Below are 14,345 nucleotides of genomic sequence, written 5' to 3'. Positions count from 1 at the left end.
TGGGTGAACGCACGCTTTTTCCTACGCTAATTCGCCTCGAAGAAACTATTCGCAACAGTATCGAGGACCTCGGTCTGGTTCTGATTGAACAGTTGCCAGCGCCATTTCACGATTCCCAGGGATGGCGTAGATCTCGATCTGCGGACGTCAATGACCGTCGCGTGAAACGTCAAGGAATCGCCGGGCCGTACCGGCTTCACCCATTTCAGATAGTCAAGTCCCGGAGAACCCCAAGACCCCGAATCGGAGAGCGCCGCATCACATGCCAGTCGCATGGCGATAGCACACGTATGCCAGCCACTGGCGATCACTCCGCCCCAGCGTCCTTGCCCTGCAGTTCGTAGATCCGTATGAAACCATTGCGGATCATAGCGACTGGCGAACTCAAGCACCTCAGCTTCGGTCACGACATATGGGCCGGCCTTAATGACCTGGTGAGGGCTGAACTCGTGAAATTTCATACTGCCTTCGCCTCGACATTAACAAATGACGGCGCCCGCTTCTCTTCCAGCGCATGAAGACCTTCACTAGCGTCGGCACCAGCGAATCCCAGGATTTCTGCCGCCAATGATGCTTCGAAAGCTGGCCACGCGGCGCGCAGCCAGTGGTTAAGCGAGCGTTTGGTCCAGGCCAGCGCCGTGGGGCTCCCATTAGCGAGCCTCCTGCTCACGCTGCGAGCCGTTGTAAGCAGTTCGGCTTCGTCCACAGCCGCGCTGACCACTCCAATCCGCTCCGCCTCCTCGCCGCTCAAGGTCTCACATAGCAGCAGGTAGTACTTTGCCTTTGCCATCCCGCACAGCAGCGGCCATATCAATGCCGCATGGTCGCCTGCGGCAACACCGAGCTTCGTGTGGCCGTCGATGAGCTTCGCCGTCTTCGCCGCAATCGAAATGTCGGCCAGCAACGCGACCGCAAGCCCGCCACCGACCGCAGCACCATTAATCGCGGAAACGACAGGACGGTCGCAATCCAGCATTCCCTGGACGATGGCTCTGGCTTCCTTCATGACCGTCAGGCGCATGGTCTCGCTGCCAACCATCTGCCTCACGACGTCGAGGGTCCCGCCCGCACAGAAGCCCTTGCCCTCGCTGCGAACAAGAATCGCCCTTACACCAGGATGCCCGTCCAGCCGCGACCAGATCCGGGAGAGTTCGCGGTGTCCACGCTCGTCGGCAAACGGCATGCTCCCCGGCGTGCCAAATACAAGCTCGGCCACGCCATCATTCAGTTCGACACGAAAATTATCGGTATCAACTTCGAACCGGTCGCTCATGATTCAGTCCCCATCGCTTGCCCCCAGATGCGTCGGCGCAGCAGCAAACTCGCACGGTATCGCTCACCGCGATAAACGGCATCAAGATGATCAAGCAGGTTACACACTGTCGGCGCTCCAAGCTTGTCGAGCCATTCGAACGGCCCCAAAGGATAGTTGGTACCCAGCTTCATGGCGGTATCAACTGAGGCTTCATCGCACACGCCCTGTTGCACGGCGTCGGCCGCTTCATTAACCAGCATCGCGATTGTGCGTGCGACGACCATCCCCGGCGCATCGTCGATTTCGATGGGCCTGCGGCCCACTGTTTCCAGAAGATTGCGCACTACCGCGCGTTGCTGTTCTCCGCAACTGGGCGCAAATGCAACGCAAAGCGGGCCGGCGTCCTCACTGACGATGATGTCAATGACGGCGACATGGCGGCGACCAGATTGTGCAGCGACCTGTGCGGCAGGACGGCCGTCCGTTACGCAAATCAGCGTATCGCCAACAAGCAGCGTGTCCTTCATCAATATGTTGTCAGCACGTCCCAGCGAGGCACCGGCGGAATTGGCATATTCGACCTCCCATCCCTCGCCGGATAGTTCAGCGCCTACCGTCGTAATTGTGAAGCTGTCACCGGATACGCTCACGCACGGTGGATCGGTATCGACCTGTGCGGGCGTCGCAGCAGCTTCTGCCAGGGGTTCCGCCGGGTAGTCATAGAAACCTCGCCCGTTCTTTCGGCCTAGCAAGCCACCATCTACCAGTTCGCGCTGGACGATGGATGGGGTATAGCGCCGGTCAAAAAAGCTGGCCGCAAACATCGACTCGGTCACCGAGAAATTGACGTCGTGACCGATCAGGTCCATCAACTCACAAGGGCCCATCCGGAAGCCCGCGGCACGCAGCGCAGCGTCGATTTGCGACGGCGTCGCATATCGATCCTGCAGCAGAAGCAGCGCTTCCGCGTAAAACGGCCTGGCAATGCGGTTGACCACAAAACCCGGAGTGGAGCGTGCGTGGATCGGCACCTTGCCCCAACGCACCGCCAGATCGGCCACCGCGTGCGCAACAGCGCTGTCGGTCGCCGCGCCGGAGACGACTTCGACGAGCTTCATGACAGGCACCGGGTTGAAAAAATGCATCCCGACGAGCCGTTGCGGCAAGCGCAGATCACGACCTAACGCGGTAACGGAAATCGATGATGTATTGGACGCAAGAATCGTCCGGTCAGCCACGAGACTCTCGAGTTGCGCAAGCAGTTCACGCTTGGCGTCGAGACGTTCAACAATTGCTTCAATCACAATACCGGCTTCGCTGACAGCGGCAATAGCATCGACAGGCTCGATTCGCGCAACCAGGGCCCTGGCATCAGTGGAATCGAGTTTTCCCGCGTCGACCCGCTTTTTCAGATCAGCGTTGAGCTTATCCAGGACCTGTGCCGCAGCGCCGCTCCTCGCGTCGAAAAGCAGGACCCGATGTCCGGCTGCTGCTGCGATCTGCGCAATGCCTGCGCCCATTGTCCCGGCGCCGATAATGCCAACCGCCGCGTCATTCCTCAGCCCGGAAGCGTCCCAATTCATTTGACACTCCAGGCTGCGGGCCGTTTGTCGAAAAATGCGGAGAACCCCTCTTTCGCCTCTTCCGTGGAACGCACCCGGGCGATGGTCGCCGCGGTGAGATCTGTGACGCTCCCGTCAATCGGACGGCCAGCGATATCGCCGAACAAGGTCTTTATTTCCTGCAATGCAGTCGGACCATTTCCCGTCAGCCCGGACACAACCTTCTGCACCTGCCCGTCCAATCCTTCGCTCATGGTTACATAGTGAACGAGACCCAGGTCGCGGGCCTCGGCCGCGTCAATCAGCGATGCGGTAAGTGCAAGACGTCTCGCCTGCCGCACACCGACCGCCTCAATCAGGTATGGCCCAATCACAGCGGGCAGAATCCCAAAACGCGCCTCGGTGACAGCAAACCGGGCCTGCTCGCTCGCAACCACAATGTCGCAGACGCAGATCAGGCCCACGCCACCGCCAAACGCCCCGCCCTGCACCCGCGCGACAATAGGCCTGGAACATGCATGAAGCGCCTGCATCATGCTGGCGAATCGCCGTGCATCCTGGATGTTCGCATCGGCACGGTTAGCGCTCGCCCGTTTCATCCAGTTGAGGTCTGCGCCGGCACAAAACACGTTGCCGGACGACGCAAGTACGATCACCCGGACGCCGTCGTGCGATCCCAGTTGCAGAAAGCAGCGCGTCAACTCCTCGATCATCGCGTCGTTGAACGCGTTATGCACGTCGGGGCGGTTTAGCGTAACGCGGGCGACACCCGTCTCGTCGACAACGCAATCAAGGGTCGCGAAGTTGTCATCAAATGTGTTCTTTTCAGTCACCTGGATTTCCATTCGCTTAAGGCGGCGACGTGCCGTGCCGTCCCTTACACCAACCGGGCAATGCGGCCGTCAGAATCAACTGCGGCACCCGGTTGGCACTCGCGTCAATCAATATGTTTCAAGATGCAGACGCCCTTCGCGCTTCAGGCGCGGCCAAAGCGTCGCCCAGTCGAGACCATTCCGTTCCGCAATCTCCTGCAGCGCCTGCAGCACGCCGTCCTCCATGCCCTTCAGGCCGCAAACGTAGATGTACGTGCCGTCGTTCTTCAGCAACTGTGCGATATCAACCGCTCGCTCGCGCATCGCGTCCTGCACATAGCGCTTCGGCTGTCCGGGCGTGCGGGAAAACGCAAGGTTCGTATCGATGAAGTCCTTCGGCAAATTGGTCAGAGGTCCGAAGTACGGTAACTCTTCTTTCGTGCGCGCTCCGAAGAACAGCATCAGCTTGCCAGTCGCACCCTTCAGGCGGCGGCGCCGGCGGTATTCCGTCATGGCGCGCATGGGCGCCGAGCCCGTACCGGTGCAGATCATCAGCAGATGAGAGTCCGGGTGGTTCGGCATCAGGAAGGTGCTACCGAATGGCCCAATCACGGTAACCTTGTCGCCCTTTTTCAGGTCGCACAGGTAATTCGAGCACACGCCGTCGGCCGCATTGTCCTGATAGTCACGCGTGACGCGTTTGACTGTCAGCGATACATTGTTATAGCGGGGACGCTCACCATCGCGTGGACTGGCGAGCGAATACTGGCGCGCGTGATGTGGCTTGCCGTCCTTCGTGGTCCCCGGCGGCAGAATCCCGATCGACTGTCCTTCAAGCACGGGAAACGGCAACGTGCCGAAATCCAGCACGATATGATGGATGTCACTGTCGGCCGATTCGTCGGTAAGACGGTAATTGCCCACGACCGTCGCCGTAGTCGGCGCCTTGTGCGTATACAGGTTCACGTAGGGCTTCGCCGCCGACCACGGCGGCACGGTCGAGCCGCGCGCAGCATCGACTTCGATGCCACTCGCTGTTTCGCCCGTTTCGTTGTCCCCGTTTGCTTGCGCTGTCGCATCAAGCGCGGCGTTCGCGGTCGTGTTCTGCGCCGGCAGCTCGTCCCAGCTGAACTGCTCGTCGATGCTATACGCGTCGGCCTTGAGCACGGTACGCCAGTTGTCGATGGCGCCGGTGGGGCACGGCGAGACGCATGCCATGCAGCCATTGCACACGTCCGCCTTCACGACGTAGTTGTTATCGTCATGCGTAATCGCGTCGATCGGACAGGTCTCTTCGCAGGTGTTGCAGCGAATACAGATTTCCGGGTCGATCAGATGCTGCCTGAGCACTTCTATTGGAACTGGAGCATTCATGGTTGTCTCTCCCTGCGTCCGGTCCCGCTGCCTGAACGCTCAGCGTGGCCGGACGCCTGATATGGCGCAGATACGGCTTTGGCCAGATCAGTTGAATCGCACATATTCGAAGTCAATCGGCTGGCGGTTGATGCCCATCGCCGGCGGTGCAATCCAGTTGGCGAACTTGCCCGGCTCAACCACGCGGCCCATTAGCGACGCGACATACGCGCGGTCTTCCGGTGTCGCGAGCCATTTCGCCTCATTTGCGGCCCATTCGGTTTCGCTGACGACGCGCCCGTCCGGCGCCACGCGCGTGCCGGCAAACGTACCGATCTGGCGATTGAATGCCTTGTGCGGCACCGTCAGGCGGAACTCGATGCCGGCCTTCTCCAGCACCTTGTTCCAGCGGTTCACGCCCGCCACCGAGTCCTTGATGTAGTCGTCGCGCAGCACTTCGTTCATCGCGTTGAGCATCGGCACTTCGCGTTCGACCAGCTTGCCGTCCTGGACGTCGAGCAGTTTGTAGCTCTGCCCGCCAAGCTGATGGTCGTCGTCGCGTTTGGTTTCCTCATAGCGGCCCTTCAGGCCCGAGCTATAGAAGGTCGCCGCATTCGACGAATGATCGGCACCGAACAGGTCGATCGTCACTGAATAGTGGAAGTTCAGGTAGCGCTGGATCGTCGGCAGATCGATCACGCCCGCGGCGCGGATCTGGTTGACGTCATCGGTCTTCAGTTCGTTCATCACCTGGGCAGTACGCTGCACAACGCGCGAGACGCCAGACTCCCCGACGAACATGTGATGCGCTTCTTCGGTCAGCATGAACTTCGTGGTGCGGGCGAGCGGATCGAAACCCGACTCCGCGAGCGCCGACAACTGGAACTTGCCGTCGCGGTCCGTGAAGTACGTGAACATATAGAACGCCAGCCAGTCCGGCGTTTTCTCGTTGAATGCGCCGAGAATGCGCGGATTGTCGTCGTCGCCCGAGCGGCGGCCGAGCAATGCTTCGGCTTCTTCACGACCGTCACGACCGAAGTAGCGATGCAGCAGGTACACCATCGCCCACAGGTGACGACCTTCCTCGACGTTGACCTGAAACAGGTTGCGCAGGTCGTACATCGACGGCGCGGTCAATCCGAGGTGACGCTGCTGCTCGACCGACGCCGGTTCCGTGTCACCCTGCGTGACGATGATGCGGCGCAGGTTCGCGCGATGCTCGCCGGGCACGTCCTGCCACGCCGCCTCACCCTTATGCTCGCCGAACTGGATCTTGCGGTCCTGCTCACCCGGCGTGAGAAAAATGCCCCAGCGATAATCGGGCATCTTCACGTGATCGAAGTGGGCCCAGCCTCCTGCATCGACGCTCACCGCCGTGCGCAGATAGACGTCATAGCCATGCGAGCCGTCCGGGCCCATATCGCCCCACCACGACAGGAAGTTCGGTTGCCACTGTTCGAGCGCGCGTTGCAGCGTGCGGTCGTCGGCAAGATTGACGTTGTTCGGAATCTTTTCGCTGTAGTTAATCGTTGACATGGTCGGTTCCTTGATCGGGAAACAGCAGTGCTTGAGATGAGAGGCACGTATTGACGGCGGACTGCGGGCAGCGGAGTCAGACCCGCGAGACGTCGAATTGCGCCTTGCTGCCCTTGCCGTACACCTTGAGCGCGCCCTTCTCGCCCACTGCATTCGGCCGGTTGAAAATCCAGTTCTGCCATGCGGTCAGGCGGCCGAAAATGCGCGTCTCCATCGTCTCGGGACCGTTGAAACGCAGGTTCGCTTCGAGACCGGTCAGCGCGTCCGGCGACATCGCCGCGCGTTCCTCGAGCGCGATGCGGATTTCGTCGGCCCAGTCGATGTCGTCCGGCGCTGCGGTCACGAGGCCAAGGCGTTCAGCCTCGACCGGCTTGACTGCCTGGCCGATCTTCGCGCGCACGGCGTCGAGCGGTGCGGTCTCCTCGTAGAAGCGGCGCGCAAGGCGTGACTGGTGCGTGACCAGCGGATAGAGGCCGAAGTTGACTTCCGACAAGGTGATCGCCGGTTCTTCGTCTTCGTTACTGGGAATTGCCGCCATATAGGTGCGATCAGCGGCAAACGCGAGTTCGGCCAACGTGCCGGCAAAGCATGAGCCCGGTTCGATCAATGCAAAGAGCGAGCGGGATGAGACATCGATGCGCGCCAGCGTGCGGCGCAGCAGACCGATCGTTTCGCGCACAAACCAGTGATTCTGGTGCTGGATGAGCGTCGCATCGGCGGCGAGCACAGCGCGGGCGTCGCCTTCGGTCCTGAAGATCCACGTGCCAATCTCCAGTTCGTTGGTGCGCATCGACAGGATCGCGTCGTCCAGTTCGCGGGCGAACCGCAGCGGCCACCAGTTCGAGCCGGCGGCGACGATGGCGTCGATGTCGGTCGGTTGCGGGCTCGCCGGCGCCTTGGCGGTGAAGGTAGCGGTACGCTTTGCACGGTCAATCGTGACGTCGACGGTCTGGTAGCCCAGACCATCCGCGCGCTCGGTGCGTTCGATAAAGGTCAGCGCCACGCCCTTCGCATCGGCAGGACGGTCGCTTTGCGCGGCGAGTTCCAGCGCGCGCGCGGCAATCGCCTGATCGAACTGGTTGGGCTTCACGACTTCATCCACCAGACGCCATTCCTTTGCGCGTTCACCGCGAATACCTTCGACCACCGTGCAGAAAATATCGGCGCGGTCGTGGCGGACACGGCGTTTGTCGGTCACACGAGTCAAACCGCCCGTGCCGGGCAGCACGCCGAGCAGCGGCACTTCCGGCAATGACACCGACGACGAGCGGTCATCCACCAGATAAATTTCATCGCATGCCAGCGCCAGCTCGTAGCCGCCGCCCGCGCAGGCGCCGTTCACCGCCGCGAGGAACTTGAGGCCCGAATGACGCGACGAGTCTTCGAGACCATTGCGCGTTTCGTTGGTGAATTTGCAGAAGTTGACTTTCCATGCGTGCGTGGACAGACCCAGCATGAAGATGTTGGCGCCCGAGCAAAAGACGCGGTCCTTCAGGCTCGTGACCACCACCGTTCTGACTTCGGGATGCTCGAAGCGGATGCGCTGGATCGCGTCATGCAGTTCGATGTCGACGCCCAGATCATAGGAATTCAGTTTGAGCTTGTAGCCGTCGCGAATGCCGCCGTCTTCGGCGATATCGATGCGGAGCGTCGCAACGGGACCGTTGAACGTCAGCTTCCAATGCTTGTATTGCGAGGGACTGGTACGGTAATCGACGCGTTGCGCCGCGCCGATGGCGGTTTCTGCTGAGGACATGGGGCGTCTCCTGGACTGGACGATGCAAGATTGTTTTGTGAACAATAATGCACCTTCACACCCATGTAAAGCACTTTACTTCATTTTATATCGTAAACCCTTAGACAAATCCCGCAATTCAGTTCACGTGAGCGTCATCCGGCGCTTCGGCCGCCAGTCGTGCGGCAAGACGGTCGCGCAATTGCAGATAGGCATCTGCGAGGGTCTTCTCACTGGTGTCGTAAGTCATGTCCGCTCGTCCATACAGTTCGCTGCGGCCCGCCAGGATTCGCTTCAGATCGTCCATCGCTTCCTTGTTGCCCGACATCGGCCGCAGGTCGCCTTGCGCAACCACCCGCCGCATATGCTCTTCCGGGGTGGCCTGCAACCATACGGTGAAGCAGTGCGCGAGCAGCATGTTGAAGGTGCCCGACTCCGAAACCAGCCCACCCGGCGACGCGATGACCGCCTTCTCATGCTCCTGGATCACCGCCTCGAGCGCGCGGTGCTCGTAGCGCCGGTAAGCGCTCGCGCCGTACAGCGAATGAATTTCGGAAGGCGGGCAGCCCGCCAGTTGCTCGATCACCCGCGTCAGCTCAACGAACGGCACCTTGCGCTCCTGCGCGAGCATGCGCCCAAGCGTCGACTTGCCCGCGCCGCGCAAACCGATCAATGCGATACGGTCCTTGCGGTGAGGGTCGCGCGGCGCCTGCGCGAACATCTCGGCCAGCGCGACGCGCGCCCGCTGCAGCGCGGCCTGATCACGCCCGTGCAGCAACTCGCGGATCAGCAGCCATTCTGCCGACGCAGTGGTCTCGTCGCCGATCACCTCGGCAAGCGGACAGTTCAGTGTGCTCGCGATCTGTCGCAACACCAGCACTGACGCGTTGCCCAGCCCCGACTCCAGATTGGCCAGATGCCGTTCGGACAGCCCCGTCTCGGTTGCCAAGGCCTTGCGGGTCATGCCGCGGCGCGCGCGAAGGAGCCGCACGCGCTCGCCCATCGCCGTCAGGAAAGGATCGCGCTCCGTCCGCGTCGCGTCCTCCGGACGCTCGTCCAGGGGCAGGATCGAGTCGGTTTGATTCATGTTTTCGGACCTCACGACTTCTGTATATGTACTATAGTGCTTGACAGGCACCCGGTGAACGGTTAATTTTCGCCAAATATTGATCCAATCACAAACGCCGCGCAGATTTTTCGGGCGGCGTGTCGGAGACGGCCAGCGGACGCACATGAAGTAAGGTGCGCGCCAGCCCTTTTTTAGAGGCTCGCATGACCCCACAAGACTTCCAGCGCCTCGTCGCGGGCGTTACGGAACAACTCGTCGATCGCCCGTTGGACGACGAACTGGCGAGATGGCTGAACGACACCCTTCCCGCCGGCGGCAAGACCTTTCGCGCACTGGCCGACGCCTGTCGCGACGGTGTCGCCGCCGGCTGGCTGTGCAACCGCGAAGGCGGCGGCATCCGCTACGGGCGTATCTTCAACGCATTACCCGACACGCACGGCTTTTCGGTCGACGTGGTCGACATGAAAGATATTGCAGGGCCGCACCATGTCCATCCACACGGCGAGATCGACCTGATCATGCCACTCACCGACGGCGCGACCTTCGACGGCCATCCAGCCGGCTGGTGCGTGTACGGACCCGGCAGCGAGCATCGCCCGACTGTCGCCAACGGCCAGGCGCTCGTGCTGTATCTGCTGCCGCAGGGCGCCATTCAGTTCACTCCCGCCTGAGAGCGCCATCATGACTGAATTGCTGAAGAATTACGTGGCGGGCCAATGGGTCGCCGGAAATGGCGAAGGCAGCACGTTAACTGACCCGGTGACGGGCGAAGCGCTGGTGCGCGTGTCGAGCCAGGGGCTCGATCTTCCACGCGTCTTCGATTTCGCCCGCGAGCAAGGCGGCGCCGCGCTACGCGCGCTCACTTATGCAGAGCGCGCCGCGCGTCTTGCCGACATCGTCAAGCTGTTGCAGGCGAAGCGCGACGATTACTACGCAATCGCCACCGCCAACTCCGGCACCACCCACAACGACTCGGCAGTCGATATCGATGGCGGGATTTTCACGCTTTCTTATTACGCGAAACTTGGCGCGACGCTAGGCGACGTGCACGCGCTGCGCGACGGCCACGTCGTTTCGCTCAGTAAGGACCAGTCGTTCAGCGTCCAGCATGTGCTCACGCCCACGCGCGGTGTCGCCCTCTTTATCAACGCGTTCAATTTCCCGTCGTGGGGGCTGTGGGAGAAGGCCGCGCCCGCGTTGCTGTCCGGTGTCCCGGTGATCGTCAAACCGGCTACCGCGACCGCGTGGCTCACGCAGCGCATGGTCGCAGACGTGGTCGATGCAGGCATTCTGCCGCAGGGGGCGCTATCCGTCATCTGCGGCAGCTCCGCGGGCCTGCTCGATCAGGTACAGGCCTTCGACGTGGTGTCGTTCACCGGCTCCGCTGAAACCGCCGCGATACTCCGCGCTCACGCGGCCTTTGTTCAGCGCGGCGCGCGCCTGAATGTCGAAGCCGACAGCCTGAACAGCGCGATCCTCTGCGCCGACGCCGCACCCGATACGCCAGCCTTCGAACTGTTCATCAAGGAAGTGGTGCGGGAGATGACCGTGAAGTCGGGGCAGAAATGCACGGCGATCCGGCGAGCGTTCGTCCCTGAGGCCTTACTCGAAGCCGTGCTCGATACGCTGAAGGCAAAGCTCGCGAAGATCACCGTCGGTAATCCGCGTAACGACAGCGTGCGGATGGGGTCGCTCGTGAGCCGCGAACAGTATGAGAGCGTGCTTGCTGGAATCGCCGCATTGCGCGAGGAAGCAGTGCTCGCGTTTGACGGCTCGGCCGTGCCGCCTGTCGACGTGGATCCCGCGATTGCCGCGTGCATCGCGCCGCATCTGTTCGTGGTCAACGATCCCGATCGCGCGACGCTGCTGCACGACGTCGAAATCTTCGGACCGGTCGCTACGGTTGCCCCGTATGAGCCGGCCAGCGACGCCGGCGAACTGCGCGAGGCACACGCCATCGCGTTGGCGCGGCGCGGCCGCGGCTCGCTCGTCGCCTCGGTCTATTCGAACGACGATGCGCACCTCGCCCGGGTCGCCCTGGAACTCGCCGACACGCACGGTCGCGTCCATGCGGTCTCGCCATCGGTGCAAGGCAGCCACACCGGCCACGGCAACGTGATGCCAATGTCGTTGCATGGCGGTCCCGGTCGCGCGGGCGGCGGCGAGGAACTGGGCGGCTTGCGGGCGCTGGAGTTCTACCATCGGCGTGCCGCCATCCAGGCATCGAATACCGGCATCGATGTATTAACGCAAACGGCCCACTCGCTCGAAAGCTGAGCACGGCGGTGACCTTACACGCCCGAGTCCCTGCCAGAACTCACACGACACGCACTGGGGCACACAGGTTACGCCGGTAATTCGAGCGGTTCCCGTGCCTATGAGCCGGGCGACCGCCCCACCCGATGGAGGAGACACATGGAAGCCCTGCTCGAATCACGCGCCAGTCAGCCCGGGGCAGCCTTGACGGCCAAGCCACCGCCAGCGCAGTTCAATTTCGCCGCACACCTGTTCCGCCTCAACGAGATACGTGCCGGCAAGCCCGCATATATCGACGACCGCGGCATCACTACCTACGGACAACTCGAAGAAAAGGCCCGTCGCTTCGCCGCTGTGCTACGCACGCTCGGCGTGCACGCGGAAGAGCGCGTACTGCTGGTGATGCAGGACTCCGTCGAATTGCCAATCGCGTTTCTCGGTGCGCTGTATGCCGGCGTCGTCCCGGTGGTCGCTAACACGCTGCTCGGCGCGCCAGACTATGTCTACATGCTCACGCATAGCCACGCTCGCGTCATCGTCGCTTCTAGCGCAGTGCTACCGGCGGTCGAAGAAGCGCTTGCCGTCGCCGTGCATGAAGGCTGCCAGTTGATCGTCGCGCAGACGGCCAGTGGTGAGACACGCGCACTGCTCCTGAGCGAACTGATCGATGCGGCCATGCCCGCGCCCAAAGCTGTTGCGAGCAGCTGCGACGATATCGCGTTCTGGTTGTATTCGTCGGGATCGACGGGCAAGCCCAAGGGCACCGTGCATACTCATGCGAACCTGTACTGGACCGCTGAGCTGTACGCGAAAGCGATCCTGGGCATCGTCGAACAGGATGTGGTGTTTTCCGCCGCCAAGCTGTTCTTTGCGTATGGACTGGGCAACGGACTGACCTTCCCGCTTTCGGTCGGAGCAACTGCGGTGCTGATGGCGGAACGCCCTACCCCCGACGCGATTTTCGCGCGTCTCACCCGGCACAAACCCACCGTTTTCTACGGCGTACCAACGCTCTATGCGAGCATGCTGGCCTCGCCCAATGTCCCCGCGCGCGAGGACCTCGCGCTGCGCATCTGTACGTCGGCGGGCGAAGCGCTGCCGCGCGAAATCGGCGAGCGCTTCACCGCGCGCTTCGGCGCGGAGATTCTCGATGGCATCGGTTCGACCGAGATGCTGCACATTTTCCTGTCCAATCGCGCCGGCAGTGTCGAATACGGCACGACGGGCACTCCGGTGCCCGGCTACGAGGTTGAACTGCGCGATGAGAGTGGACATGCGGTAGCTGATGGCGAAGTGGGCGATCTTTATATCAAGGGACCTAGCGCCGCGTTGATGTACTGGAGCAATCGCGAGAAGTCGCGCGCGACTTTCCTCGGCGAATGGATCCGGAGCGGCGACAAGTATCGCCGGCTGCCGAACGGCTGCTATGTCTACGCGGGACGCAGCGACGACATGCTGAAGGTGAGTGGTCAGTATGTCTCGCCGGTGGAAGTGGAAATGGTGCTCGTGCAACACGATGCGGTACTCGAAGCGGCCGTCGTCGGCGTCGATCACGGCGGTCTCGTGAAGACACGCGCCTTCGTCGCGCTGAAAGACGAGTTCGTGGCGTCTGACGCATTGGCGGACGAGCTGAAGGCGTTCGTCAAAGGGCGGCTCGCGCCGCACAAATACCCACGCGATATTGTATTTGTCGACGACCTGCCGAAAACGGCGACCGGCAAGATTCAACGCTTCAAACTGCGCGAACAGCTTTGAGCTGGTTAATGAGGTGGTTCATGCACAATCCTGCAACAACGGCAACCGATAGCGAACTGGCTGTGCTCCCTGCTACTGCCGCACGTGGTCCGCTGAACATCGAATACCAGTGGCTCAATCCTGAACTCAGCGCTGCACCCGTTGCCGTGTTCCTGCACGAGGGACTCGGCTCGATCGCGATGTGGCGAGACTGGCCACAGACACTGTGCGACCAACTCGGCATGCGTGGCCTCGTCTATTCACGGCCGGGCTACGGACGCTCGACACCGCGACCTCACAACACGAAATGGCCGGTGGATTTCATGACCGTCCAGGCGCGCGACGTGTTGCCGGCCCTGCTGGACACGCTTGGCGTCGAGAGTGCCGAGCGTTCGCGGATGTGGGTGATCGGCCATAGCGATGGCGGGTCAATCGCTCTGCTTTACGCGTCCTCTTTTCCCGGCGAGCTGGCCGGCGCCGTGGCGATCGCCCCGCACGTATTCGTCGAGGACATTTCGGTCGAAAGTATCGCGCAGGCGAAGGTAGCCTATGAGCAAGCCGGTTTGCGCGAAAAACTCCGCCGCTATCACGCCGACGTCGATTCGGCGTTCTACGGCTGGAACGACATCTGGCTGAATCCGGCGTTCAGGACGTGGAATATCGTTGAAACGTTACCGGCAATCCGCTGCCCGTTACTTGCTGTTCAGGGTCATGACGATCATTACGGCACCATGGCGCAGATCGAGGCGATCGCAGAACAGGTGCCGCATACACAACTGGTGAAGCTGGAGGCTTGCGGACACTCTCCGCATCGCGATGCGCCCGAGGCGTTGAACCGCGCAATCATCACTGTGATCAGATCCGTCGCTGCTACGAGCCATAGCACCATGGCGCGCCTCGATTGACAATCCGGTTTCCTGGTCCATCTCATCTCACACTTGTTCGGACAGCAGGCGCCACGGCCGCATCAGCAGGCAGGAATAGTGTAATGGCTTCATTCCGCCCTGGCGGACTGGCAAGACGATCGCCAGCG

At 61.7% G+C, this 14,345-nt stretch carries 12 protein-coding genes; 4 read left to right on the top strand and 8 right to left on the bottom strand.

Annotated features, from left to right (window positions below; genetic code table 11):
- Nucleotides 1-26: 26 nt before the first annotated feature.
- The 8 genes from HWX91_RS18175 to HWX91_RS18140 all read right to left on the bottom strand — a co-directional run bounded on the left by HWX91_RS18175 (nt 27) and on the right by HWX91_RS18140 (nt 9,340).
- Nucleotides 27-461, bottom strand: a complete 435-nt coding sequence (locus HWX91_RS18175; protein WP_028197578.1) for a MaoC family dehydratase — start codon at nt 459-461, stop codon at nt 27-29.
- A complete protein-coding gene (locus HWX91_RS18170) occupies nt 458-1,273 on the bottom strand; it encodes an enoyl-CoA hydratase/isomerase family protein (RefSeq protein ID WP_028197577.1) in 816 nt (271 codons plus the stop codon). The genes HWX91_RS18175 and HWX91_RS18170 overlap by 4 nt, the downstream gene beginning before the upstream one ends.
- Nucleotides 1,270-2,838, bottom strand: a complete 1,569-nt coding sequence (locus HWX91_RS18165) for a 3-hydroxyacyl-CoA dehydrogenase (protein ID WP_028197576.1) — start codon at nt 2,836-2,838, stop codon at nt 1,270-1,272. The genes HWX91_RS18170 and HWX91_RS18165 overlap by 4 nt, the downstream gene beginning before the upstream one ends.
- Nucleotides 2,835-3,662, bottom strand: a complete 828-nt coding sequence (locus HWX91_RS18160; protein WP_028197575.1) for an enoyl-CoA hydratase-related protein — start codon at nt 3,660-3,662, stop codon at nt 2,835-2,837. Before HWX91_RS18160 ends, HWX91_RS18165 begins: the two co-directional genes overlap by 4 nt.
- 96 nt (nt 3,663-3,758) lie before the next feature.
- Nucleotides 3,759-5,003: a benzoyl-CoA 2,3-epoxidase subunit BoxA gene (boxA, locus tag HWX91_RS18155; RefSeq protein WP_028197574.1), complete on the bottom strand. Its 1,245-nt coding sequence runs from the start codon at nt 5,001-5,003 to the stop codon at nt 3,759-3,761.
- Nucleotides 5,004-5,090: 87 nt separating this feature from the next.
- Complete coding sequence (gene boxB / locus HWX91_RS18150; RefSeq protein WP_011494013.1) at nt 5,091-6,518, bottom strand: benzoyl-CoA 2,3-epoxidase subunit BoxB; 1,428 nt, start codon at nt 6,516-6,518, stop codon at nt 5,091-5,093.
- A 76-nt stretch (nt 6,519-6,594) separates the two neighbouring features.
- A complete protein-coding gene (boxC, locus tag HWX91_RS18145; protein WP_028197573.1) occupies nt 6,595-8,274 on the bottom strand; it encodes a 2,3-epoxybenzoyl-CoA dihydrolase in 1,680 nt (559 codons plus the stop codon).
- 118 nt (nt 8,275-8,392) lie between these two features.
- Complete coding sequence (locus HWX91_RS18140; RefSeq protein WP_028197572.1) at nt 8,393-9,340, bottom strand: helix-turn-helix transcriptional regulator; 948 nt, start codon at nt 9,338-9,340, stop codon at nt 8,393-8,395.
- Between the two features lie 185 nt (nt 9,341-9,525).
- Between HWX91_RS18140 and HWX91_RS18135 the strand changes: the two genes are divergently transcribed.
- From HWX91_RS18135 to HWX91_RS18120, 4 genes are all read left to right on the top strand, one after another.
- Complete coding sequence (locus HWX91_RS18135) at nt 9,526-9,993, top strand: DUF4863 family protein (protein ID WP_102857444.1); 468 nt, start codon at nt 9,526-9,528, stop codon at nt 9,991-9,993.
- A gap of 10 nt (nt 9,994-10,003) precedes the next feature.
- Nucleotides 10,004-11,599 (top strand): 3,4-dehydroadipyl-CoA semialdehyde dehydrogenase, encoded by a 1,596-nt coding sequence (locus HWX91_RS18130; RefSeq protein WP_028197570.1) that lies wholly within the window; start codon nt 10,004-10,006, stop codon nt 11,597-11,599.
- 138 nt (nt 11,600-11,737) lie between these two features.
- Nucleotides 11,738-13,333, top strand: a complete 1,596-nt coding sequence (locus HWX91_RS18125) for a benzoate-CoA ligase family protein (RefSeq protein WP_028197569.1) — start codon at nt 11,738-11,740, stop codon at nt 13,331-13,333.
- A gap of 20 nt (nt 13,334-13,353) precedes the next feature.
- A complete protein-coding gene (locus tag HWX91_RS18120) occupies nt 13,354-14,217 on the top strand; it encodes an alpha/beta fold hydrolase (protein WP_028197568.1) in 864 nt (287 codons plus the stop codon).
- Nucleotides 14,218-14,345 lie beyond the last annotated feature (128 nt).

This window comes from Paraburkholderia fungorum, from assembly GCF_902833645.1.
GTDB classification, from domain to species: domain Bacteria; phylum Pseudomonadota; class Gammaproteobacteria; order Burkholderiales; family Burkholderiaceae; genus Paraburkholderia; species Paraburkholderia fungorum.
This window is presented reverse-complemented; position numbering and strand designations above follow the sequence as displayed.